A 22,040-nucleotide genomic window follows, 5' to 3' on the forward strand; every position below is an offset into this window, starting at 1 on the left:
CATTCTTTCGCTGGCTGAGGCTGGCTAAATATGAAGGTTCACGCAGTCTGCGCAGGCGACACCTCGCGGTATTTTCATTACACTCTGACACAATGTAACATTTGGCGCCCGGTTGACGATTCGTAAAGCCGGGCTGCGCCGCGTGGTATGAGCAGGCCTTAGCCGCCGCCCTTCTGCGCTACGTGCAGCTGGTCTTGGCGCATGTTCCCTATGAGAGATACCGGATGTCCATCCAAACCGAGCTGCTCAGATCGCAGCCCAGCAATACCTACGAAAAGCCCATTACCCCGGCTGCAGACCTGTCCCCCTCGACTGGCGAGAATTCCCGCGCCTCGACCCCGGACGACGAGTTGATCCGCAGCAAGCTGCAGCGTATTCAGGAAGGCGGCGAAATCCGCTACATGGACATGTTCGCAGGCTGTGGCGGCATATCCCTTGGCTTCCTGACCGCCGGATTTACACCGGTCGCATCGATCGAAATGGACCCGTGGGCTGCGAAGTCGCACGGAGCCAACTTCGGCTCGCGCTCGGTCGGGGGTGACAAGGAAGCGCACCACGTCCCGCGCGACGCGGTAACCGAAACCGCAGACACCGTCTTCGGCGAGCTCGGGCTGCAGGGCGCCACGGACCGTCAGATCGATGTCCTCGTCGGCGGGCCACCCTGTCAGGCGTTCGCCCGTGTAGGCCGGGCTAAGCTCCGCGAGCAGGCCCGCTTGCGCGAAGAGGTGACCGCAGACCAAGCCTTCCTGGTCGATGGACGGGTCAGCCTGTGGGAGCGCTACGTCGCATTCATCCGGGCGACAAAGCCTGTTGCGCTTCTGATGGAGAACGTGCCAGACATTCTCAATCATGGCGGCACCAATGTTGCCGAGCTCGTTTCCAAAAGCCTTGCCGAAGAAGGCTACGACGTAGCCTACACACTGCTGAATTCCGTCTGGTACGGCGTTCCGCAGATGCGGGAACGCATGATTCTGGTCGGCTTCCATCGTTCGACCGGCATCAAGCCAAGATTCCCGGTGCCAACGCACCATGTGGTTCTTCCATCCGGCTACACCAGCTCCAAGAATGCTGCGAGGCGGGTTATCAAAGCCGAAGGCTCGGCGCACCATCGCTGGATTCCCGATCCAGCTCCCGACTCTCCCGCGGCCACATCGGCTTCTGATGCGCTGGCAGATCTGCCGCACCTGTACGCCGAAGAAATGCTTCGCTCGGGTGCCATTCGTCGCGGGGCGAAAGACCCATCAGAACCTGTCGAGTACACAGCGAAAAATCCGTCGACTGCCTATTCGCGCCTGATGCGGGAGTGGCACGGATTTACGACCAAGTCTACGACTGGCCATGTTTTCCGGTATCTGCCGCGCGACTACAAGATCTTCGCCGAGATTCAGCCTGGCTGGGAGTACCCGCAGGTGCATGCCTATGTAGAGCAGAAAATTGCAGACTGGCTTGCTGACCGCAGGAGACTCGGTCTGCCCACCGATCCTAGAAACGCAGACGTCAGCGCATACATCATGTCCTGGCGCATCCCGTATGACCCGGGAAAGTTTCCGAACAAGTGGTGGAAGCTACGCGCCGATGCCCCGGTACGTACGCTGATGGCGCACCTCGGCAAGGACTCTTATTCCCACATCCACTTCGACTCGGAACAGGCACGCACCATCACCGTCCGTGAGGCTGCGCGGCTCCAGTCATTCCCGGACGGCTTTGTTTTCAAAGGTTCGATGAACCCGGCATTCAAGCAGATTGGCAACGCCGTACCACCACTGTTTGCCTATGCAATCGCTCGTGGAATGAGGGAGTGCCTGGGGGCACCGGAGACACAGGATATGCGCGTGGCATTGTTCGATTTGGAGCAATCACAGATCAAGACGACAGAGGGTAGGAAGTGAAGTTCACCATTCTCCGACTGCTTACTCATTCTGAACTCGGCATGTTTCATGAGTACCGCCGCCAGGGGAAGGAACGCGCCAAACAGCGTTCCATAAATTTCGACTGGGACGTCGTAGGCAAGGTTTTTCCTTCAGCAGAGAGCCCGGACATCATTCCAATCACCTGCCGACGTCTTGATGACGAAGGCACCGTGGTTGAGATCGATTCATGGCTCAAGAGGCAGCACAAAAATTGGAGATTCGAAGGCGATTGCCCGAAAAGCGCCTTCTACAGTTTCGTTGACCCAGGCGTCCTGTTCGCGATGGTAGTTGATGCCTCGAGCACCCCAGCCAATGCATCCTGGGTTGTCATCCCGGCAGACCACCCAGCCTGCTCTTCTATCCTGAGCCATGGAGAGAGCGCCCAGCTTGGCAAATCCGCAATGATTGCGTTGTACGGCGAGGAAGGCCAGCACTGCCAGGCAGTGCTCTCGGATCACTTCCCGGAGCTATTCAAGGAGGCAGAAACAGTGTCCGAGACGTCACAAAATGAAAACGACAACATCCGCAACGATGATGACGCCGCACCTGACCCGCTCGGTCTCTTCAAAATCCTGGCACGTGCCGGTCACAGCCTGCCCAGCGCCGTGGCCGATCTGGTGGACAATAGCCTGTCGCATGGCGCTCGGGAAATCGACATCACCTTCCCGAATCCCAATACGGGCGGCCGGTGGATGTGCATTCGCGACGACGGCACGGGCATGACTCCATCGGGTCTGCGCGACGCCATGAAGATCGGGCACCAGCGTGAGTATGACGACGGCGATCTGGGCAAGTTCGGCTATGGGCTGAAGGGGGCGGCCTGGTCCCAAGCCGATCGACTGACGGTCGTATCGAAAGCTATCGGAAGCGACAGCACGACACTCACCTGGGACAAGGACCATCTTGCCAAGACACGCCGCTGGGAGCTTCTGAGCGACCCGGTAGCTCCCGAGCACGCTCCGGCAGTGGACATCGGCGACTCGGGCACGGCCGTGCTGCTTACGCAGATGCGCCCCTCGATGGAGCCTGCGAGAGGTAGAGTCGACTCTCCCTACGCGCAAGAGCTCGCTGCCATCAAGTCGCACCTCGAGTTGGTCTTCCACCGGTATCTTGAAGGCAAAGCGCGCGGGCGCGAGAAGGTAGTCATTCGTCTGAACGATGACGTTCTGCTTGGCAACAACCCTATGGGGCACCCGCTGACGAGAGAGTACGACCAGCATCGCATCGAGCTTCCCAGCGCTTCTCCGAACAAGACGCCTGTCCTCTATGTTCGTGCGTACGTCGCTCCAAATGAGGCAGAGTTTGAGGAATACATCAAGGATCTGTCTCCGCTGGAACAGCGCGTCGAACGAGAGCGCCACTCTCTGAATGGCCGCGCAAACGATGCTCAGGGCCTTTACTTCTATCGACTTGACCGCCTCATCAAATGGGGCGGCTGGGAAGATCTATTCGCCAAGGATGAGCACACCAAACTGATTCGTGTCGCAGTCGACTTCGACAGGCTGGCAGATGAGCAGCTGCAGGTAGATATCAGCAAGCAGCTTATTCGCCTGCCTTTTGCGATCACCAAGCCCCTTGGAGACCTGCTGAAGGCCCCTCGTTCAGCAGCCCGCTCCCGTTACAACAAGAAGGAAAAAACTGCGCCGACTCCGAAAGGTGGCGGCAAGACTGTGTTGCCGGCCGGCACACCAGCGCCAGGCGGCTTCTTGCCTCCAACGACAACAGCGGGAGGCACTCCCGTGGCCGCACCTGCTCCGGCCCCGACTACAAAGAAGGACAGAGCTTCAATCCGCCTTGTCAGCAGCGGCGACAAGCCATGGCAACGCAAGACCGGGTTCAAGGGGGAGGAAGTTGAGGTCACCCCGCTGATGCCGACGCTGGTGGCGCTCGTGCAGCTCATCGACAAGGATGCCGAGGTCAAGACGGCTCTGTCTGAATTCCTTCGCGCATTAGAATCGGCCGGGGTTCCGGACCAGTTGACGGACAAGGTCTGATGAAAGTCCGGCTTCCGCTTCCCCTTACACTGAAGCCCAGGCTGGCCTTGTGGACCGATGCAATCACCTGGACCAATTGGTCTCGGCATGAAGCCTATCTGCGCGCCCAGCCCAAATGGAAGCCGCACCAGATTGCGTCGGTCGCAGAAGAGTCACTGCGGATCATCTCGAAGACCACACCGGTAGATCGTCCAGAGTTTCAGTGCCGCGGTCTGGTCGTCGGCTACGTTCAGTCCGGCAAGACCGCCAACTTCACGGCCGTCGCAGCGCGCGCAGCCGATGTCGGCTACCGCCTGATCATCGTTCTTTCAGGCATTCACGATTCACTGCGAAACCAGACGCAGAAACGCCTGGATCTGGAGCTGACCGGAACCGGTGTAGATTGGATCTCGCTGACCGATGAGGCATCAGACTTTCGTGAGCCGGAGGTGGCCGACGGATTCGCATCGACCGGTACCGTTCTGATCGTTGCGAAGAAGATCACGCCCATCCTTAAACGGCTCAACCAATGGTTCGGGAAACTCGAAGGCCGGCTCGCTGATGTACCGGTTCTTCTTATCGATGACGAAGCCGATCAGGCCTCCATCAATACACGCGGAAATCGGCGCGACCCCAGTATCGACACCGACACCGACACCGAACCTGATGACAACACGGCCCCGTCACTGACCAACGCCCTGATTCGCGATATTCTCAGAAAGATTCCGCGGGCCACATATATCGCCTACACGGCTACACCGTTCGCCAACATCCTCATGGACCCAGACGCTAGTGATAGCCAAGTCGGCGAAGACCTGTTCCCCAAGGACTTCGTCGTGCAGCTTCCGAGGCCGGACGGCTACACGGGAACGGAAGAGCTCTTCGGCGTCAGCTCGCAGGGGCGCGATGTAATGCGCCCTGTAGACGCTGCGGATGTGAAAGCTTTGAAGCCCAAGCAACGCAAAAGGAGCGAAGCAATTGTTGCTCGCGGACCGCTCGATCTTCCACAGTCGCTTGCCGATGCCCTCCTGACCTTCGCGCTTGCTGGCGCCATCAGACTGCAGCGCGGCCAGATGGGTAAGCCGAATACTATGCTGGTGCACGTATCACGGCTCCAGCAGGACCAGTTGAGCGTTGGGGAGGCGATCGAGGAACAGATTCGTAACTGGTTCCGGCATGAGAACGCCGAGCCCGGTGTGCTCAAACAGATGTTTCGATCAACGCTCGCAGGGCTGGGGCAGGTAGATCTGCCTTGCAGCGTAGAAGTTCTACTGGAAGAGGCAGTGACGAACTTGGCCCGGTTAGTGGTCGTTGTGCTCAATAGCACGACGGGCGACGAACTTGATTACGAAGCCAAGCCTGGACGGCAGCTCGTTGCGGTAGGTGGCAATAGGCTGTCGCGCGGATTGACGCTTGAGGGACTGACAATTGCATACTTCCTGCGTACTACAACGCTGGCAGATGCTTTGCTGCAGATGGCCCGCTGGTATGGTTTCAGAGCCGGCTATGAAGATCTGATCCGTATCTGGACCACCGAAGGCATCGCTCAGTGGTTCGTGGAGCTGGCGCTGGTCGAGGAGTCCCTGCGGGACTCCATTACAGCACTCAACAAGGCTGGCCGCAGACCGGACCAAATGGCAATCCGGATGCGCGCCCATTCAAAGCTCCTGCTCACGAGTAAGAACAAGAGCAGGATGCAGATGGACGATGCGCGATCATGGTCTGGCGAGAACCCGCAGACGATCCTGTTTCCCATGCAGGATCGGGAACTGCTGGAGCGGAACGTGGACCTAGCGTCCGCCCTGCTGCGACAGCATCCCCCGACACAGGATGCACACGGCGGCGCCATAGCACACGATGTACCGGCCGAGCATATCGCACTGTTCCTGAGGCGTTATGAAGGGCACCCGAACAGCATTGCATTTCAGGGCGCGGAGATTGCCGACTGGATCCTGGAGCGAGCTGAAAAGGGAGAGCTCACGAACTGGACCGTGTTCGTAGCCAACCCGGATCGAGAACGACAGGTGCTCTTGGGTGGAAGGCCTTTCGGCCTTGTTCGGCGTTCGTTGCAGGCCAACGAGTCGATCGGCATCCTTATCGATCCACGCCATGAAGGTGCCGACCTGTATGGCGGACCGGAGAACTACCGCGTTGGTTCAGGCTTCAATGCACGAGCAATGCGCGAGGACCGACCCGTACAGCAGGGCCTGCTCCTGCTCTACCCCCTCGATCCCGAACCGCTCCGCGCGCCAACGCAGACGGTGCTGGGCCTAGCACTGTCGCTGCCACGCACTACGGACGGTGAACAACGGTTTGTTGTGAACCGCGGGGTACGCAATGTTTGAGATCACGCAGGACCGCTGGGCAAGTCTGCGAGAGCAGCGCCTTCCACACGAGAATATTTACGAGCAGGCCGCTAAAGACCTGGACGCAGCCCTGATAGGAGTGTCAGACGACGGACGTCTGCACCTGATGCTGGCCATCGAGATCGCCCCGCAAAAACTACCGCCGGATCTGCAGAGCCTTCAGGTCCGCATCCTGGAGGGCGGACAGATTTGGTTGGACGTGTCCGCACGCAGCCACCACGAAGAGCTACTTACGCTGGTAGCCAATAAGGTCATCCACGCTATTTGCATTGAAGGCCGCGATCCTGCTATTTCGGTTGAACGTATCATCGACGATATGCGTGCGGCTTTGCGCCCGCTTGCACTTGACCTGAGTGCGGCAGAGCAGATCGGCCTTTTCGGCGAGCTCTGGGTGCTGTCCAATGTGCTGCTCCCGACCATCGGGCCGCGCGTCAGTCACCTTTGGAGCGGGCCTGAAGGCGAACGCCATGATTTCATCGGCCAGGGAGTTCACGTTGAAGTAAAAACCACCACGCGATCAGAACCGAAGCACGAAATATCCCGTCTCGATCAGCTGAAAGCGCCCACCAGCAAGCGCCTCCTGTTTGTCAGCGTTATGCTGGAGCGTAGTCTGGGTGGCGATGAAACGCTTGCAGACCGCGTCGATGAAATTCGGAAGAAGCTGGTGTCCGATGGGCATGCTCTAGATGTATTCGACTCACGCTTGGCACAACTCGGCTGGCACGAGGGCTTACGACAGACAGGTGCTCTTCTCCGGTTCACATTCCGCGATGTCCATGTCTTTGAAGTTGCCGGAAACTTCCCCAGGCTCCCCGATGACTACGTGCCGCCACTCGGTGTGACCGGCATTAAGTACAGCATCAACGTCGGCAGCCTGCCGTCCCTCGACGTATTGGAAGTTCAGGAGGTTCTTCTAACCGCCTGATGGGCGCGAGGGCAGCAGGCAACTGTCACCCTTGCCGCAACCAAGCATGTGGTGGGGAATGAATGGAACCTAATCCTTGTTTCAGCTTGGGATGCTGACAGCCATGCGGAGCTAGTATTCTGGCAGCGATCCCAAGCTATTCAAGGTGGCAGATTAGTCGAACAGCTCGCCGCTGTAAGTCTTACGGTGATATTCCTGAACTCCGTCTACCGAGTTCAGATAGTCTATTAGCTCTTTTAGAGCGATGACATAGAATTTAGTTGTTGAGGAGTTTAAAATGTGAGTAATTCCATGGTAGTCTCGCAGGTGCAAGTTGTCCAGGTCTAATAACGAAACGACATCATAATTGCGGTGACATTCCGAGCCTAACTCCCAGGCGATGGCCAGATGGATTTCTTTTTCGCTTTTGTATTCGGACTCAAATTCGCGAATTAGCGCATCAATATTGAATTTGTACTCAAGGATTTTTGGAGGGCTCGTGTACTCTTTGTTGTACTGAAGCTGTTGAACTCCCAGTGGGTTGTTTTCTTTGTCATACTCATGGTTGGATAAAGGGTCTCTAATAATAAACTTAAAAACTCCATCGTACTGCTGGGTCTGGCTGGTGGCCAATAATTTTATCCCTCGAATAACTCCGCCAGCAACTAGCTGATTGAATAGTACAATCACGTCTTGCTCTGATACAGGCTCGGATGTTATTGCGATTTCATTTGTGGGTGCAAAGAAATTCTTGTTTGTGAGGCTCAATGGTCGTTCTATTTCATGGGCTTCTTGCGCCCGTACCCAGTCATGAAGTGACCCTTCCCTGGTTATATCGTTCTTGGCACCTGTATCTATTCTTAGGAGGCGACGCCATTTCTGGAAACGTTTCACTATCTCAACTGAAATATGTTCTGCAGCCTCTTTCAGTTCAGGTTGAAAACCTTTCCGTCCTAAATCTGGATCTGCATCTACAAAGTGAACAATGACATGGCACTGGTTCTGGTGGCCAATGTTAGAGGTCAGTGGGATTGTGATCAATTCACCCTGTATCATCTGATTGTTAGCAAGCTGTAGGCCACCTTTTAAGACTCTGTACTGTTTTCTTAGCTTTGCAAGCTCGTCATTGAATTGATCCCATATAGACGTAGAATAAGCAAAGTAGCCGTATGCTGAAATCTGATATTGATCGATTAGAGAGTTAAACTTATCGCTGGGTGATAACAGGGAAAGCAAATTGTCAGGGCTAAAGAATTCATAAATTCCATTCGCCTTCAGATATTTCATAGGAAGGTTGGATGAGTCTTTTCCCTGGGCTTGAAGTTTTTTCTGAACTTCCAGTACATCTTTTAGGTTGACGCTGGCGCTTAATTTTGTATGTGGATATATATAACTGCAGCTTTGCTCGGATAGAGCTGAGACTTCGCCCTGCTTGTTTTTGACTGTGAGCTGGAATTTAATCTTTGAGCTTTCTGATGCAAATGTTATTGCGCCGAGTGGGGTCTTAATAAGCAGTAGGTACAACCATTGTTCGGCAGTAGTGGCTGAGTACCAGGATAGATCTTTCGGCCGAGTGCTGGATCCTCCAAATTTTATTTTGAACGTAGATCCCCTTGTTACCTCTGCGAACGCTGGGTCAGTAATCTCCGCGGATGTAACCATTGGACGCGTAACCGTGCCGTGAAAGTCTTCTACCCAGTCCCGACCCTTCAAAAGCTCTCCATGGAATGTATGGCCGGAAACTTTTGTGCCAAACTGTAGGTAGTCGAAGCCATAGCCTATGTAGGTAGCTCCAACTCCTTTATTGCCCCTTGTTTGCCCGCCATTTTTAAATGAAATATTTGGAGCAAGGAATGATTTAAATTCTTTTTCGTTGAATCCAATGCCGTTGTCAGTTATGGAAAAAGAATTTTCCTCAAGATTTATGGTCAGCCAAAGCTTGGGGATGTAGCCTGGCTCCTCAAGCTCAGTTGCGCGGCGGTCCACGGCATCCATCGCATTTTGAATAAGCTCGGAGAAAGAGTCATACATACCAACGTAGGACTTTAAAATATTCTTGATTTCACGCTTCTTCGCAGCAAATAGGATCTCTGCATCCACATCTTGACCGCTGGTCAGCGGATCCCATGATTCTAGCTTCATAGCAGTCCCTTTAGGTCAGCAAATGATTGGATTCTGTCTCTTAGCCCAGCTTGAGAGCCCTGAAAGTTTCATTAGCAGGACGTTACCAGCGGGCTTGACCTTCAATTATTAAAAAAATTAATCAGGATTCGCTCCGTCTATAGAACTAATTGTGAGATGCAGCTGGTTTCTTAGGTGCGTCCTCACCTATCTATGGTCGCATGATGTCCTCCATGAACGGCAGCCCAGGTGGCGACAGCAGACAGTTTCAGTCAGGGGTTGAAAACCCATGACTTGTCTAGACGACGAGCGAGTAGCCGGACGGTCAGCAAGTAGTAGTAGTTTCGCGTAGCATCGCTGCGTTGGGACATGCGATTTTCGAGGAACCAAGCCAAATGTTTTCTTTGCCAAGCCCAAGGTGTTTCTCGCTGCCAGCGCTTTGCGATGTCAGCCTGGATGATATTCGCTTGCTTCAAATGACGTTGGCGCGTTGCATGCGACCCCGTCAACATCGCAACCAAGAACACCTCCATATCGAATGGCTTGCTCATACGCGCCCTCCAATGTAGGCCCCGACCACATCGATCCGACCGTGCCCCAGCTCATAGCTGATTTGCCTTCGGGCCTCACGATCTAGGTGCCTATCTACCTGGAAACATTGGCCGCCGTTGATAGGTGCGCAGAGCTGGGTGATTTGCTCATAGCGCTCACATGCGTACCCCGCTCTTAGCTCATGGAAGCCTTTGAGATTGTGTGCATGCAGGACGGTCCGCGCAGGGCGAATGACTTCTTGCAGAACATTCAGATAGCTTTCGTGTGGCGCAATTAGGTTGCGGCTACCCGGAGATGACACCTTCTGTGCAAACCTGAGTGCGTCACGTATATGCTCATCCACCGTAATCCAACGGGGGGCAGATGCACCGGCGCGGCCGCCTTTGGTGCCATCCTGGATGTTGATCCTGCCTAGGCCGTTAGCTTCACGGCTCAGCCGTGGCAAGTCGGCTAGGATCGACTCACGCAAGCGCATGCCGGTGGCTCGCGCCAACAGAAGGATTGCAGCGGCTCGTAGCTGATGTTGGCTGCACAGCGCAGTGACGATCTGGTTAACCTGTTCGCGGTCTTGGCCCTGCGGTACCGAATGTCGAACCCCAGTGCGTTGCATACCCAACGCCTTGCTAGGGCTGGGCAATTTCACACACTGATCACCGCGCAGCGCCGCCATTGTCCTGTTAACGCTGGATAGGCGGTTTTGTGCGGTGCTGATCGCGAGGCTACCGCACTCAACCGCATCGCGCAGGTACGCCGCATAGTCCACCAATACCTTCCGATCAATCTGCCGCGCATCATTGATACCGGGCCCTTGTTCGGAGCGGCACCATCTGACGAATGCCCGCCACCGATCACAGTGTGCCTTGACCGTGCCGTAGTGGCCTCCGCCGAACATATCTTTCAGCGCTTGTGCCCCTGCGTAGCTCAATTGCCTGCCGTAACCGAAATTGCGGCCATCGCGTCTACCCACCAGTGCCATGTCGATCACTTCATCTGCCGTTCTCCGATCCTCGCCCCACGTCATCCCGCTAAGAATGTTGAGTGTTATCAGGGATCAAGGCCCCTGCGACCTGTGGGGAGCGTCCACTACGCAGGACTGGCGGCTCCTTACGTCCGGGAGCAAGGGCATCTCATGATCTGGCCTCCTGAGCACCGTTACTGGTGGGCGGGTGGAGGCAGTGCTGGCTGACTATAACAGCACCTGAAGATCCTGAGCCTGGTCCACGCAGCAATGCGATGACCGGGGCATGCCTGACTGTCAGTCAGGTGCAGCCCATTCCTTGGTCTGCAGCACCATCATCTGCATGGCTGTTGCTGGTGACATCGGCGTTTGTCACGCCGATTGTCACGAGGGGGAACGCCGCAAAGCCGTGTGCGATCAGGGCTGCAGCAGTCTTAGAAGTGAAGGTTCCCGTCACCTGGGATGCTGTCAGCGACGGCGCTTGCGCGGGCAGTTCTTCGCCTGTGAATAAAACCTGGCCGAAAATCACCGCAACTTTGGCCTTGGTAGTTTGGGCCACGGGTTCGAATTGTCGTGATCGGTAGGCACACAAGTTCTGAGGTGGCCCATCCCGCACGGGCAACATGCATACGGCTATCACACCCCAACCAATTCATGCTTCACTGCCGCAGATCTGAAACGCCAAAGGAATAGCCCGTGCCCATCAAAACCGACGTTTGGACCGTTGGTTCAACACCAAGCAAGCTGTATCAAAGCAAGTTACCAAGTGAGCAGCTTCTAGAAGACATGATCGTCAATTCCCCAAGCATCCTTTCTGAGGAATGGATGCTGATAGGACGGCAAGAGGCCACCGGCATGGGCGGGCGAATCGACCTATTGGCCATTGCCCCTGACGGCAGCCTTGTGCTGATCGAGCTCAAACGAGACCGGACGCCTCGTGAGGTGGTTGCTCAAACACTTGATTACGCAGCCTGGGTGGACAACCTCACGGAAAATGAGATTGCCGGGATTTATCAGCGGTTCTGTCCAGGGCGCAGTCTTTATGTGGACTTCCAAACGCGCTTTGGTCGCGTTCTGGATGATGATGAGCTGAATGCTAGCCATCAGTTAATCATTGTCGCTACCGAACTGGATGCGAGTAGCGAGCGAATCGTGCAATACCTGAGCAAGCGAGGTATTCCGATCAACGTGCTCTGCTTTCAGGTTTTTCAGTCTGGTGGGCAACAGTTGCTGAGTCGATCGTGGCTGCTCGATCCTGTTAAAACCCAAGTTAATGCCGCCTCGACCAGTGAGGGGCAGAGCGAGCCTTGGAATGGTGAGTTTTACTGCTCATTCGGTGACTCTATCTCTCGCTCATGGGCGGACGCTGTGGAGTTCGGCTTTATCTCCGGTGGCGGGGGCTCTTGGTATAGCAAGACTCTCCAGCAGCTGGCTGCTGGGGACCGTGTGTGGATAAATATTCCGCAGCAGGGGTATGTGGGGGTTGGCCGAGTTCTCGGTGGTGCATCACCTGCAAATGAATTTACAGTGATGAAAGACGGCCAGGAGCGGCCAGTTCTGGAGGTCGCAACCCGTGCTAGCTACCACGCAGCATTCATCGACGACCCAGAGCAGTGCGAGTATTTCGTTCCGGTGCAATGGTTGCAAACCGTACCGATCAGTCAGGCAGTCCGAGAAATTGGGATGTTCGGCAATCAGAATACGGTGTGCCGGCCAAAAACACCTAAATGGAGATCCACGATTGAGCGTTTGAAGGAGCGCTTCCCGCATTTCGATGATATGGCCGCTACCTAGGTCGTGTGGTGGCGGCCGCGTAGATGGAGGCGCAGGCCTTAGCGCATCATGCCGAGTTCGGCATCATCCAACAGCGCTTTGCCCAACGCACAGAGGTAGTGCGCTGCCCAGATCAGTTTGGGCTTGTCTTCCATCAGGCCATCAATGGTCAGGTCCCGTGCGTAGCCCATCAGTTCCGAGGCCTGTTCGCGGGCGTTCTGGCACGGGATGCCGGGTTCGATGCGGAACAGTGGGTGGGTCTGGTTTTCGCCTTGAAAGAAGATGGTTTTGCCGACTGTGCAGTTCGTGTCTTCGGTGGTCATTGATCAATCTCCCTGGTCTGGTGGTTGCCTGGGCTGGCCCTATCGCCGGCAAGCCGGGCTCCCACAAGTTTTTCGCTCGGTCTGCGAATCAGTGCATGGGTTGCGGGTTCGCTGGCTGCTGTATTTGCACCAGCGCTGATTCGAGTAATCGGCGCAGGGTATCGAGCTCGTGCATCGCCGCCATGATCAAAACCGATGCGGGCGACCTGGGCTGCATCAGCATCGCCTGCTGGGCTACGGCTTCTGCACAGAGTGCGTAGTCCGAGGCCATCATGATCGTGTCTTCCAGGGAGTGGAGGTGGTGAGGTGGGTCAGGAACAATCTTTAACATTGTGCTGTGTTCTCGATAGGGGCCACCGCCAACCCGCTGTCAAACGGAATGGTGGCAGCTGTGCATGGGTTGACAGACCGGCGAACACAGAAACCGGCGCACGCGAGCGTGCCCCATGCACAACCGCCATGAACGGTTATGCGCGCTGTGTATCGTTGCGGCCTGTCAAAGCCGGTCGTTGATGAGCAACGACCCACCGAGACTAAAACCCTGAAAAAATGACCGCAACGGAAAACAGGCGCTGGGAGTATCTTTGGGAAACGCCCTACAAGAAAGGGGGGAAATCCGATTTTTCGCCCGCAAATCCCAAAATTCAGACACAAAAAAAGACGCCCGAGGGCGTCTTCTTCTTTGGATTTGGTGGAGCCGGGGGGATTTGAACCCCCGTCTATCCTAGTATTTACGCATGCCTCAGCGTTAAGGCTGCCATAAAGCTGTCATTTGATGGGCGGTATCACGCTCATGGACGCCCAGGCTCGCAACTGAGCCTCGGGAAAGCTCTTGGTGATTCCTTTGAAAATCTGCTTATAGATTCCAGTGCCTTCTCGCCCCACGATCCCTGCTGCATATAGGTTTCTGTAGGTGTCTCCGCCGGATTTCTTATGCTTTTCAAAAAATCGCAAAGTCGCCACATCTGCGTAGATTTCAGCTTTAACTAAGTTTACGCTCATATCTGAGCTGTCAAAGTTTTTTTGTAAATACAGGTCTTTGGCATGCATCAGCTCGTGATGAAGCAGAATAGTTTGCAAAGCCCAGTAAATATTAGGAGCTTCAGCTTCTGTAACACCAGCTGGTTCTTGGCCGAGAAAGACGGCGGTTCCTACTGTGCCGTTCCTCGCATAGTTGGTGGCAAACCCTCCGGCATTGACCATTGTATATCCGTTGTCCTCCAGGGACTGGATAGATTGGTCTTTGAAGCGCAGTATCGAATCAAATTCGATTCCAGCTTCTAGCAAGTTTTCTTCTGGTGTCTTACTGAATGATTGTTTACTAATAAACCTAATGGATACGTTTAGTTCCGGATAAAAATTGGAGATGGCATAGAAAATATCCTTAGTCTCCAGGCTTTGCTCCAACATGCTTAATCCCTTCGTTCGCTTTAACTGATGACCAAAATTTCTCGGCTTTGAAACCTGCATCCACATCTGCCGATGGCATCCATCGACCATAGACGCGGGCAATCATGGTCCAATCAGTATGCCCCATTTGCTTCGCCACCCACATCGGGTGTTCTCCTGCCGAAAGCATCATCGAAGCGTAGGTGTGCCTAGTCTGGTACGGACGCCGGTACCGCACGCCGGCCTTCTTCATCGCAGGCATCCACATGGTCTTACGGATGGGTTGATCCCCTGCCCAGCGCTCAAGTGTGCGTGGGTTCTGGAATACCTCTCCATCAGCCAGGAACGTGTGGGCCTTCTGCGCCGTCAGCGCTTCGAGAGCAGGGCGCAGCAACTTCACTGACCGCCGGCCGGCAGCCGTCTTGGTCACCTCGGCCTCTCCACCTGCAGCCTGGGTCATTGCACGGCTGATCATCACTTCCCCCCGTACCCAGTCCACGTCACCCCAATCCAGGGCGACTAGCTCGCTTGTCCGAAGCCCGGTCCATAGCGCGAACTGCACCATGTTTCTTGCCTGGCCATTCAGTGCAGCGAGAATCGCCTGCTGCTCTTCGGGCGTGAACGGGTCCACGTCGTCATCCTTCGGCGGCGCTTCCTTCCTGGCGTAGGTCCAGCCGGCCAGAGGGTTGATGTCCAGCAATTCTTCATCGACGGCATCATTGAGTGCAGACCGGAGGCAGCTCTGGATGTTGCTCAGTGTCTTGTTGCCAACCTGCAGGCCATCCAGCCAGTCGCGCACCAGCTTTCGTTTAAAGTCCACCACCAGGTGATGACCGAGCGCGGGCACCAGTCGAAGCTCGACAATCTTCCGGTAGCCCTCGAAGGTGCTGCTCGATATGTGCTTCTGCTTGGCGGCCAGCCACCTGGTGAGAAACCCACCCACGGTTTCCTGGCTGGTCTCTGGTGCAAACTTTGCGGCCCGGGGGGAGCCTGGGAACGTGACAGAATAGTCAAACGTCCCCTGGGCGATGGCGTGCTCGATCGCCGCCTTGTGCTGCTGGGCCTTCTTCAAATTAGTGGCGGTGGGCTTGAGCGCGACGCGCTCGCGGCACCTAACACCCCGGTACATGAACGTGATCTCGATGCTCGAGTCTGAGACTGCCCTGACACCGCTCCCGCCTCTACCCATGATTCATATCCTTCCATGTCAATCAGCGTCCGGCCATCCGGCGCTTTTAGCCAAATCTCACCCAGCCGCCAGATCCCGTCGCGGATCTTTGAGCGGATCGCGTCCTCGGTGTAGCCAGACTCGCTGGCGAACTTTCTGACGGTCATGTAGCGCATTGATCTACTCCACCTGACGCGCCAGGTTTTGGTTGTCACGCTGACCTGTCACAACAGCCGTTGCCAGCGCCGCCAGCTCAGCTACCAATGCGTCCGTGCGCCCGTAGAACTTGCCGGTGTCCTCGTTCACGAAGCGCTCGATTACAGTGGCCACGGCATGCTGGCTGGCCAGCCCGCGCAGACCTGCCTCGGTGGTCGGCGTATCGGCTGATGGTGCGTGCACGTACGTCTCTTGGCTGATCAGCAGCGTTCGCACCGGCCTGATGCCCTTGCACTTGCTCACCCAGTTCGTGTCGGGCACGCCCCAGGGCAGCATGTGCAAGCACCAGGCGGTCGCGGCGTTCGATTTCTGACTGCTGGTCCAGTACTCGCTCAGACTGAACGCCTGGGGCGCGCCCCTGACTGTGTACGACCCGTCGTGACCCCATTCTGGAAGCTGCAAGAGATTGCAGCGCAGTACCTGCAGCTCCTCGATGGAAGGGATGTGCCAGCCCCAGGTCCCACGGATATTCATGCCCAGCACCTTGCGAGCGATAACGCTGCCCTCGGCGGCCATGGCTTGGGTGTTGGCCATGCCGTCGAAGCGCGACGTGGCGCCACGGATGCGCGGGCGCGGCCCCTCTTCCTGCCACCAGTGGGCGGCGATTTCAAAGTCCCGGCCCGCATCGATGACCGCATGTTCGGCGCCGTCGAAGAAGATCCGGCCTGCGAAGAAGCCGCCTGCCAGGGGCTGGCCCACGGTGGGGAGGGCGGCAGGGTTGATTGAGCGGCGCTTGGTCATGCCGGCAGTCCTCCCGAGGCGATGAGGTTTCGTGCAATGGCCACCATGCCGTCATGCTCAATGCTCTCGGCCTGTGCGGCGTAATCCAGGACGCGCAGAGCCTCGGCCTTGTCGCGTGGCTTGATCTCCGACAGCAGCCCCTGGACAAACCATTCGCGCGCGATAGCCTCATGCATCCCATCACCCCATTCGCCGGCAGCGTGACGCAGGACATACAGCCGGCCCCAGTACGCAATCTCATGCAGGCAGTCGTCGAGCGTGTGGGGCATCAGCTCTGCGTGTTTGCGGAATCGCTTGGCCACCTGAGCCTTGTCGTTGTCGAAGTAGCTCTTGAAGCCCTTGCAGCGCTTCAAGGCCTTCTCGCAGAACTGCTCGGCGGGCGTATCTTCAAAGATCGTCTCACCTTCGAAGCGGGCCCGGGCCTCAGATACCAGAGCAGCCTTCTCCAGCGAACCCTTGGCCAGTCCCTCAAGGTCGGCAAATCCGAACGAGAACATCACCGCGAATGGATTGCCCCCACTGTTGCGATTCACATAGTCGACATACCGCTGCTCGATCTCCTTGAGCGGTGTCTTGATCTTCTTGGCAGCGTCCAGGGCAGTTGCGATCGGCCCGGCTTGGCCGGTCTTGATCACCTCGCGCAGCCACAGAACTGCATCCACCTCCTTGTCGCCAGTGATGACCTTCTGCTCGGGCAGCACCTGAACTGCTGGCGTCGTCTCTACGCTTGGCCGGATCGGGGGCAGGGTGAAGAGGGCGCGATGCGCCAGGTTATTAGTGAGCATTGGGTGCCTCTCCAGATTCAGCAACGGCACGCATGTGCAGCTTGATGCCGCACGACTTGGCCAGGTCGGCCAGCTTGCCAACAGTGGTGTTCGGGTCCTGTAGGGCCTCGCCAAAGCGGATCAGGCGTTCGCCTAGTTGGCCAAGGTCGTCTTGCAGGTGCAGGCGGGTGCCCTGGGTCATCATGTGGGTCATGGCTGATCCTCCTGCACCACCTGCTGCTGCATGGCCTCCAGGCGCAGGGCGGTGTCGATCTCCTGATCCAGTTCTTCGGCAGAGAACCAGTTATCGCCGCGCACCACCAGCAGGTCTTCGTCGGGATCTTCGATTCGCTCTCGGTCACGCAACCAGCGGTATCGGCGAGCATCGGCCACCAGCTTGACGTGGTCGTCGATGTTGAACCCCGGCGCATCCTTGGCGGTGCCTTCGGCAACCCGGCGCTGGTGGATCTCCTCGCGGTCAACGATCACGCCACGCGGCGCCTCAATCCCCAGGCGGACCTGGCAACCGTTAACCTGGGCCACGCTGACCCGGATGTTGCCGCCGATGATGACGGCTTTGCCGATGTTGCGACTTAGCATGAGCATTGGTGAATCTCCTTATTTCAGGCGAGAGAGTACCCGCCGAGTAACTTGGCGTTCGAATAAAGTTTCGGATGTTACAGAGCGGAAGTTACACCTTGAACAGGCTGAATACTTCGCGCTTTCCTTTTCCGACCATTCCGGCGATCGCAGATACTTTCAGCTGCGCATCGGTATGACGCTTAATCTGGTCGGCATCAAGTTCGCCAAGTCGAGTATTCTTCATGACCTTCTCGCACTTGCTGAACTCCCGACGAACTCCTTGCATGGCGTTGTCGACAGCGATGAATGCTTGATCGCTTGGCGGGACGATCCGGTAGCCTTTGCCGCGCACGCTAACGATGTAGATTTGATGCTGAGTCAGCAGGGCTTCTTTGAACTGCTCGACACGATCCAGTATTACGAATTGGCAGTTCACCATTTCTTTCGCGGTACTGGGCTTCGGCAAGTTCAACGCCCACTCAAGCCAGGCGTGGCTGATGAGCTGGCCATCCTCGAACTTGTCAGCAAGGAACTGCGCGACGGCCTTGTCCAGGCTCCAGCTGTTCGGCTTAAGCGGGACGACAGGCATCACAGCACCTCCACGGCGAAGCGGCCGAATTTCGGGCGGTAGTCACCGACACCACAGTACTGGCCGGCGTCCTCCAGGCATTTCAGCACCTGGTCACGGTCGATGGATTCCTGGTCGTAGGCGATCTCGCAGACCACGGCCCAGGAGCGGAAGAGGGGGCGGTACCGGGTGATTCGGGCGGTGCCGACCTTGACCGAGCGAGCATCGTAGAACTGCTCATCCCACAGGCCCTCGACAGTGCGTGGGCCTTCGTAGATGATCGGGCAGCGGGTATCCATGATCTCGACGGAGCGCTTGAGCTGGGTTCCCATTTTCGAAAGTTTGCCGCCCGCCACAAGTGCGGACTCAATATTGATACCGGGCAAGAAGGGGCCGATGGATTCATCAAAATAAAGTCCACCGCGCCATTCGCTTCGAGCAATAAGCTCATGGTCTTCGTCAGACTTTTTGCGCTTCGCGGTCAATTGCTTGTGCGCTTTGGTCAACTTATTCAACGGGTCAGCAAACACGTCGCTATGGACCAAAAGCGGACGGGTGCCAATGATTTTAACTTTCAAAACTTGCATGGTGGTTCCTCTTAGTTTCGCTGCGTGTGCGAGTTCGCCCTGTGCGATGCACTTTGCTTGCGTTGATGAACTTGAAAACATCCTTATTGAAGATGCTTTCAAGTTGTCACCAGATACGCTGGTGACCCCGTGCGGATTACCGCCCTTGCCCGACCCCGCCCTAACCTGCCGTGCCCAGCCGCACCGAGCAGTGCCTTACCGGATAGCGCTTTCGCACCGCAATGACCTCTCAATGAAAGGCCATTACGCTGACAAGCAGCCCTTGCCCGACCCAGCCTCGCCTCACCACGCCGTACCTGGCATCGCCTGGCCATGTGGCGCTTCCGCACCGCTCAACCACCTCCAAGAAGTGGCTGAACGCTGAATCAGCCCTTGCCGCACCGCGCTCTGCCCGACCGCGCCAAGCCTCGCCTCGCACTGCCTCGTGGTACTCGGTACCGGAAAGCACCCTCTGCGAAGATGCTGGCCGCTACGTTGTAGCCCTTGCCTCGCCTCGGCGTGCCTTGCCAGGACGTGCCTCGCCAAACCTGGCCGTGTGGTGTTTTCACACCGCAATACCGACTGTTGCCAATCGGCATTACGCTGTTGTCAGCCCCTGCCACGCCATACCCAGCCAAACCACACCCATGCCTGCCCCGCAATGCCGTGCCTCTTGGTGACTGAAGCCACCGGAAAGCCCGCTCTGTGAACGGACTCGCCGCTGATTACAGCCCTCGCCTGGCCTATCCTTGCCTCGCCGGGCCGCGCCACGCCTAACCCGGCCATACAGTGCTCTTGCACCGGACAGGGTTCTCCGATCTGAAATCGGAAAACCCTCGCCGCTGCTACGCCACCTGCTGCTCGACCCGCCGCGCCGCAACACGAAGCTCGACCCGGCGCTCACCGCCGTTACCGCTGCGCCGGACGCGAAGCATGTGGTCTTCACCGATCACTGCATGAGTGGTCAGCAGCGCTATCAGGGCCATGACCGATGGGGTAATTATTTGGCGCTTGAACGCCTCAAGGACCAGACCACGCATGGTTTTGGCACCGAGCTTGAATCGGGCGTCCTCGATGCGCTTTTCAACGGTCTTGGGGCTGATCCCCATCAGGCGTGCAATCTCTTTCTGGGTCAGGTCGCTGGCTGCATGCAGCGTCGCCTCAAGCTCACGCGGAGCAAGCCCCATGCCGAGAAAACCGGTCCAGCCGCTGACGGTGATGGTCTGAGTGGTCATGCGAGGTGCTCCATGCGACGAGTCGATGGAGATAAAATTACCAAAGGCAATTTATTGTGTAAATGCTTTTGGTAATATTTATTTGGTGGCGCGAAAAAAAACCGCTCGAAAGCGGTTTCAGTGTGGCCCTATTGGCATAGTCATCTGGAGCTTCCTCCGCGCCAGGCTATCTGGCCTACGACAGGAAGCCTATCGGCAGCCTCACTGCTAAGCGTCTCATCTGGATACCTCTGTTTATCCAGGTTGTCACACCTCAGTGCCCAGCCGCCGGCAATCATTTGGAAGACCCTGCGGATGCTGGTCTTCCCATCAGGACGCCTGATTAAAAAAATCTTTCCATCCTCAAGTATCTTCTTGAATGTGTCGATCATGACCACGTCCTCGCGAGCGATATGTGGAGCCATGCTGTCGTCTGTAACGTACAAGATTCTGAGGTGAGGGTAATGAAGGCCCATGTCTCTAAGCCAGCCGCGGCGGAACAACATTCCCTCAGTAAGCCCTACGTGCTCATCGTTTACCCCAGGAACAAATGAGTTATCGTCCAAAAGCTGAGGAATGAGCACGTACTGTTCGTGAGGTACGGCATCCAATACCTTGGCGCTGCGAGACCAGGTTTCCTTGAAGTCATCCGCAAAGGACTCAATCACGTCCGCAAGGCGGGGGCTGAAATCCCTAACAGGTACCCCAAGACTTTTGGCGAAGGCTGCGGCTACTGGGGCGTTCAGTGGGTTCACGCCGTTCAAATAATGGCTAACAGAGCTCTGGTTGATACCCAAGCGGTGCGCAAGCTTCTCTTGAGTGAGCTTCAGCTCTTTTTTTTTGCCGTCGAAGATCGCCTTGAGTCTTTGGCATTCTTCAGCGCGATCAGCAGGTAATGGCTTTTTCATGGTCACATAATATTCCCGTTAGTAATGCCCATCAAATGCCAAAGGTATTGCAAGCAATAAATGCCAAAGGTACTATCACTGCAAAGTACTAGCTGGAGGCAGACCATGATCATGGTCCCCTTGAAAGATTTTGCTAAAGGATATGGGCAGCCGCATGCCGCGTCACTGCTGGGCATGACCCAGGGTGCGTTGAGTAAAGCCATTCGCATTGGGCGTATGGTCTTCGTTTCACAACAGACCGACGGCTCTTTCGCTGCCGTAGAGGTGCGGTCGTTTCCTGCCCGGCATGATCGGGAGGCTGGCTGTGCCCCTACCTTGGATCAAACGATACGCCAGCTGGCTGCTGCCGTTGAGTCGGGCAAACCCTCTGTGAATCCATCCAGTACCGGAGGTGCGCAGTGAACAACGTGATTCCCTTCACCTATCAAGGGCAGCCGGTGCGCTTCACGACGGATGGCTGGCTTCATGCAACCAAGATTGCCGAGCGCTTCGGCAAGCGCATCGATCACTGGCTCGACAACGCAGAGACGTTGGAATACGTCCAGGCACTGGACGAGTTCCTGACAGGGGCCGAATCGAATATTTCAGATACCCGGAATTCCGGGTATTTGAAAACTCGCCGTGGTAACGGTGGCGGAACGTGGATTCACCCGAAACTGGCGGTCGCATTCGCCCGGTGGCTGAGCGCAAAGTTTGCGGTTTGGTGCGACACGCGTATCGAAGAGCTTCTGCACGGCGCCCCATTGGCGATCGATAACTTCAACCGCGCCTGCAAACGGTTTGACGTGCGCGAGTCTAGCGCGAGCGCGGCCGGTCGCGAACTCAACAGTTGGCGCCGCGAAAAGCCAACGCTGCTGGCCGAGGTAGAGCGTGGGCGCCAGCTCCTGCAAATGACCTTCGGCTTTGATGACCCTGGTCACCACCCCCGAGAAAGCTGTCATGGGCAAGAAATACATGAGCTTGGAAGGCAAGGGCAAAATTCTTTTCAAGCCAGATCGGCCTCCAGGCCTTGATTCCGACTTTTTCTGTGAGAGCTTTGAAGGC

23 protein-coding genes are annotated in these 22,040 nt (G+C 56.5%); 7 read left to right on the forward strand and 16 right to left on the reverse strand.

Annotation, left to right across the window (positions count from 1 at the left end):
• The first annotated feature begins 224 nt into the window (after nucleotides 1-224).
• From ACK1VC_RS02255 to ACK1VC_RS02270, 4 genes are read left to right on the forward strand one after another with little or no spacing between them, the layout of a single operon-like run.
• Complete coding sequence (locus tag ACK1VC_RS02255) at nucleotides 225-1,889, forward strand: DNA cytosine methyltransferase (RefSeq protein ID WP_191087002.1); 1,665 nt, start codon at nucleotides 225-227, stop codon at nucleotides 1,887-1,889.
• Complete coding sequence (locus tag ACK1VC_RS02260; protein WP_224372383.1) at nucleotides 1,886-3,904, forward strand: ATP-binding protein; 2,019 nt, start codon at nucleotides 1,886-1,888, stop codon at nucleotides 3,902-3,904. Before ACK1VC_RS02255 ends, ACK1VC_RS02260 begins: the two co-directional genes overlap by 4 nt.
• On the forward strand, nucleotides 3,904-6,228 hold the full coding sequence (locus tag ACK1VC_RS02265; protein WP_191087001.1) for a Z1 domain-containing protein: 2,325 nt from the start codon (nucleotides 3,904-3,906) through the stop codon (nucleotides 6,226-6,228). Before ACK1VC_RS02260 ends, ACK1VC_RS02265 begins: the two co-directional genes overlap by 1 nt.
• Nucleotides 6,221-7,174 carry a PD-(D/E)XK motif protein gene (locus ACK1VC_RS02270; protein ID WP_191087000.1) on the forward strand — a complete coding sequence of 318 codons (954 nt, stop codon included), beginning with the start codon at nucleotides 6,221-6,223 and terminating at the stop codon, nucleotides 7,172-7,174. The genes ACK1VC_RS02265 and ACK1VC_RS02270 overlap by 8 nt, the downstream gene beginning before the upstream one ends.
• A gap of 153 nt (nucleotides 7,175-7,327) precedes the next feature.
• On the opposite strand, the gene ACK1VC_RS02275 is transcribed toward ACK1VC_RS02270, so the two are convergent.
• The 4 genes from ACK1VC_RS02275 to ACK1VC_RS02290 form a co-directional block, all read right to left on the reverse strand.
• Complete coding sequence (locus ACK1VC_RS02275) at nucleotides 7,328-9,295, reverse strand: ATP-binding protein (RefSeq protein WP_191086999.1); 1,968 nt, start codon at nucleotides 9,293-9,295, stop codon at nucleotides 7,328-7,330.
• A 251-nt stretch (nucleotides 9,296-9,546) separates the two neighbouring features.
• Entirely contained in the window at nucleotides 9,547-9,825 is a 279-nt protein-coding gene (locus ACK1VC_RS02280) for a hypothetical protein (RefSeq protein ID WP_191086998.1), read from the reverse strand.
• Complete coding sequence (locus ACK1VC_RS02285; protein ID WP_191087906.1) at nucleotides 9,822-10,802, reverse strand: integrase domain-containing protein; 981 nt, start codon at nucleotides 10,800-10,802, stop codon at nucleotides 9,822-9,824. Before ACK1VC_RS02285 ends, ACK1VC_RS02280 begins: the two co-directional genes overlap by 4 nt.
• 283 nt (nucleotides 10,803-11,085) lie before the next feature.
• Nucleotides 11,086-11,343 (reverse strand): hypothetical protein, encoded by a 258-nt coding sequence (locus ACK1VC_RS02290; RefSeq protein WP_191086997.1) that lies wholly within the window; start codon nucleotides 11,341-11,343, stop codon nucleotides 11,086-11,088.
• Between the two features lie 137 nt (nucleotides 11,344-11,480).
• On the opposite strand from ACK1VC_RS02290, the gene ACK1VC_RS02295 reads away from it, so the two are divergent.
• Nucleotides 11,481-12,578 carry an endonuclease NucS domain-containing protein gene (locus ACK1VC_RS02295; protein ID WP_191086996.1) on the forward strand — a complete coding sequence of 366 codons (1,098 nt, stop codon included), beginning with the start codon at nucleotides 11,481-11,483 and terminating at the stop codon, nucleotides 12,576-12,578.
• Nucleotides 12,579-12,616: 38 nt separating this feature from the next.
• Here ACK1VC_RS02295 and ACK1VC_RS02300 read toward each other — a convergent pair whose 3' ends face one another.
• The 12 genes from ACK1VC_RS02300 to ACK1VC_RS02355 form a co-directional block, all read right to left on the reverse strand.
• The gene (locus tag ACK1VC_RS02300; protein ID WP_016489250.1) at nucleotides 12,617-12,880 is read right to left on the reverse strand and encodes a DUF3077 domain-containing protein; all 264 of its coding nucleotides are present in this window, start codon (nucleotides 12,878-12,880) and stop codon (nucleotides 12,617-12,619) included.
• Nucleotides 12,881-12,968: 88 nt separating this feature from the next.
• Nucleotides 12,969-13,211 carry a hypothetical protein gene (locus ACK1VC_RS02305; protein ID WP_191086995.1) on the reverse strand — a complete coding sequence of 81 codons (243 nt, stop codon included), beginning with the start codon at nucleotides 13,209-13,211 and terminating at the stop codon, nucleotides 12,969-12,971.
• Between the two features lie 437 nt (nucleotides 13,212-13,648).
• Nucleotides 13,649-14,290 carry a hypothetical protein gene (locus ACK1VC_RS02310; RefSeq protein ID WP_441212021.1) on the reverse strand — a complete coding sequence of 214 codons (642 nt, stop codon included), beginning with the start codon at nucleotides 14,288-14,290 and terminating at the stop codon, nucleotides 13,649-13,651.
• A complete protein-coding gene (locus ACK1VC_RS02315) occupies nucleotides 14,265-15,458 on the reverse strand; it encodes a tyrosine-type recombinase/integrase (protein ID WP_449117820.1) in 1,194 nt (397 codons plus the stop codon). The genes ACK1VC_RS02310 and ACK1VC_RS02315 overlap by 26 nt, the downstream gene beginning before the upstream one ends.
• A gap of 159 nt (nucleotides 15,459-15,617) precedes the next feature.
• The gene (locus ACK1VC_RS02320) at nucleotides 15,618-16,394 is read right to left on the reverse strand and encodes a hypothetical protein (protein ID WP_449117821.1); all 777 of its coding nucleotides are present in this window, start codon (nucleotides 16,392-16,394) and stop codon (nucleotides 15,618-15,620) included.
• On the reverse strand, nucleotides 16,391-17,179 hold the full coding sequence (locus tag ACK1VC_RS02325) for a hypothetical protein (protein WP_449117822.1): 789 nt from the start codon (nucleotides 17,177-17,179) through the stop codon (nucleotides 16,391-16,393). The genes ACK1VC_RS02320 and ACK1VC_RS02325 overlap by 4 nt, the downstream gene beginning before the upstream one ends.
• Nucleotides 17,169-17,372 (reverse strand): hypothetical protein, encoded by a 204-nt coding sequence (locus ACK1VC_RS02330; RefSeq protein ID WP_151325803.1) that lies wholly within the window; start codon nucleotides 17,370-17,372, stop codon nucleotides 17,169-17,171. Before ACK1VC_RS02330 ends, ACK1VC_RS02325 begins: the two co-directional genes overlap by 11 nt.
• Nucleotides 17,369-17,764, reverse strand: a complete 396-nt coding sequence (locus ACK1VC_RS02335) for a carbon storage regulator (protein ID WP_449117823.1) — start codon at nucleotides 17,762-17,764, stop codon at nucleotides 17,369-17,371. Before ACK1VC_RS02335 ends, ACK1VC_RS02330 begins: the two co-directional genes overlap by 4 nt.
• Before the next feature lie 85 nt (nucleotides 17,765-17,849).
• A complete protein-coding gene (locus ACK1VC_RS02340; RefSeq protein ID WP_306579606.1) occupies nucleotides 17,850-18,329 on the reverse strand; it encodes a hypothetical protein in 480 nt (159 codons plus the stop codon).
• Entirely contained in the window at nucleotides 18,329-18,895 is a 567-nt protein-coding gene (locus ACK1VC_RS02345; RefSeq protein ID WP_232861951.1) for a hypothetical protein, read from the reverse strand. The genes ACK1VC_RS02340 and ACK1VC_RS02345 overlap by 1 nt, the downstream gene beginning before the upstream one ends.
• Before the next feature lie 824 nt (nucleotides 18,896-19,719).
• Nucleotides 19,720-20,109, reverse strand: a complete 390-nt coding sequence (locus ACK1VC_RS02350) for a response regulator transcription factor (protein ID WP_232861949.1) — start codon at nucleotides 20,107-20,109, stop codon at nucleotides 19,720-19,722.
• A gap of 140 nt (nucleotides 20,110-20,249) precedes the next feature.
• Nucleotides 20,250-20,996 (reverse strand): LexA family transcriptional regulator, encoded by a 747-nt coding sequence (locus ACK1VC_RS02355; protein ID WP_232877370.1) that lies wholly within the window; start codon nucleotides 20,994-20,996, stop codon nucleotides 20,250-20,252.
• A 105-nt stretch (nucleotides 20,997-21,101) separates the two neighbouring features.
• Here ACK1VC_RS02355 and ACK1VC_RS02360 point away from each other — a divergent pair, with 105 nt between their 5' ends.
• On the forward strand, nucleotides 21,102-21,398 hold the full coding sequence (locus ACK1VC_RS02360) for a Cro/CI family transcriptional regulator (RefSeq protein WP_306579607.1): 297 nt from the start codon (nucleotides 21,102-21,104) through the stop codon (nucleotides 21,396-21,398).
• A complete protein-coding gene (locus ACK1VC_RS02365) occupies nucleotides 21,395-22,009 on the forward strand; it encodes a KilA-N domain-containing protein (protein ID WP_182408848.1) in 615 nt (204 codons plus the stop codon). The genes ACK1VC_RS02360 and ACK1VC_RS02365 overlap by 4 nt, the downstream gene beginning before the upstream one ends.
• The last annotated feature ends 31 nt before the right edge of the window (nucleotides 22,010-22,040 follow it).

It is taken from the genome of Pseudomonas sp. XP2, assembly GCF_053557975.1.

Excerpts from the sequence above, each read along its gene's own strand:
- ACK1VC_RS02280 (WP_191086998.1), bottom strand. The coding sequence starts at position 9,825 with ATGAGCAAGCCATTCGATATGGAGGTGTTCTTGGTTGCGATGTTGACG.
- ACK1VC_RS02355 (WP_232877370.1), bottom strand. The coding sequence starts at position 20,996 with ATGAAAAAGCCATTACCTGCTGATCGCGCTGAAGAATGCCAAAGACTC.
- ACK1VC_RS02265 (WP_191087001.1), top strand. The coding sequence starts at position 3,904 with ATGAAAGTCCGGCTTCCGCTTCCCCTTACACTGAAGCCCAGGCTGGCC.
- ACK1VC_RS02345 (WP_232861951.1), bottom strand. The coding sequence starts at position 18,895 with ATGCAAGTTTTGAAAGTTAAAATCATTGGCACCCGTCCGCTTTTGGTC.
- ACK1VC_RS02350 (WP_232861949.1), bottom strand. The coding sequence starts at position 20,109 with ATGACCACTCAGACCATCACCGTCAGCGGCTGGACCGGTTTTCTCGGC.
- ACK1VC_RS02285 (WP_191087906.1), bottom strand. The coding sequence starts at position 10,802 with ATGGCACTGGTGGGTAGACGCGATGGCCGCAATTTCGGTTACGGCAGG.
- ACK1VC_RS02325 (WP_449117822.1), bottom strand. The coding sequence starts at position 17,179 with ATGCTCACTAATAACCTGGCGCATCGCGCCCTCTTCACCCTGCCCCCG.
- ACK1VC_RS02255 (WP_191087002.1), top strand. The coding sequence starts at position 225 with ATGTCCATCCAAACCGAGCTGCTCAGATCGCAGCCCAGCAATACCTAC.
- ACK1VC_RS02320 (WP_449117821.1), bottom strand. The coding sequence starts at position 16,394 with ATGACCAAGCGCCGCTCAATCAACCCTGCCGCCCTCCCCACCGTGGGC.
- ACK1VC_RS02310 (WP_441212021.1), bottom strand. The coding sequence starts at position 14,290 with ATGTTGGAGCAAAGCCTGGAGACTAAGGATATTTTCTATGCCATCTCC.
- ACK1VC_RS02270 (WP_191087000.1), top strand. The coding sequence starts at position 6,221 with ATGTTTGAGATCACGCAGGACCGCTGGGCAAGTCTGCGAGAGCAGCGC.
- ACK1VC_RS02340 (WP_306579606.1), bottom strand. The coding sequence starts at position 18,329 with ATGCCTGTCGTCCCGCTTAAGCCGAACAGCTGGAGCCTGGACAAGGCC.
- ACK1VC_RS02315 (WP_449117820.1), bottom strand. The coding sequence starts at position 15,458 with ATGGGTAGAGGCGGGAGCGGTGTCAGGGCAGTCTCAGACTCGAGCATC.
- ACK1VC_RS02300 (WP_016489250.1), bottom strand. The coding sequence starts at position 12,880 with ATGACCACCGAAGACACGAACTGCACAGTCGGCAAAACCATCTTCTTT.
- ACK1VC_RS02335 (WP_449117823.1), bottom strand. The coding sequence starts at position 17,764 with ATGCTCATGCTAAGTCGCAACATCGGCAAAGCCGTCATCATCGGCGGC.
- ACK1VC_RS02360 (WP_306579607.1), top strand. The coding sequence starts at position 21,102 with ATGATCATGGTCCCCTTGAAAGATTTTGCTAAAGGATATGGGCAGCCG.
- ACK1VC_RS02275 (WP_191086999.1), bottom strand. The coding sequence starts at position 9,295 with ATGAAGCTAGAATCATGGGATCCGCTGACCAGCGGTCAAGATGTGGAT.
- ACK1VC_RS02305 (WP_191086995.1), bottom strand. The coding sequence starts at position 13,211 with ATGTTAAAGATTGTTCCTGACCCACCTCACCACCTCCACTCCCTGGAA.
- ACK1VC_RS02330 (WP_151325803.1), bottom strand. The coding sequence starts at position 17,372 with ATGACCCACATGATGACCCAGGGCACCCGCCTGCACCTGCAAGACGAC.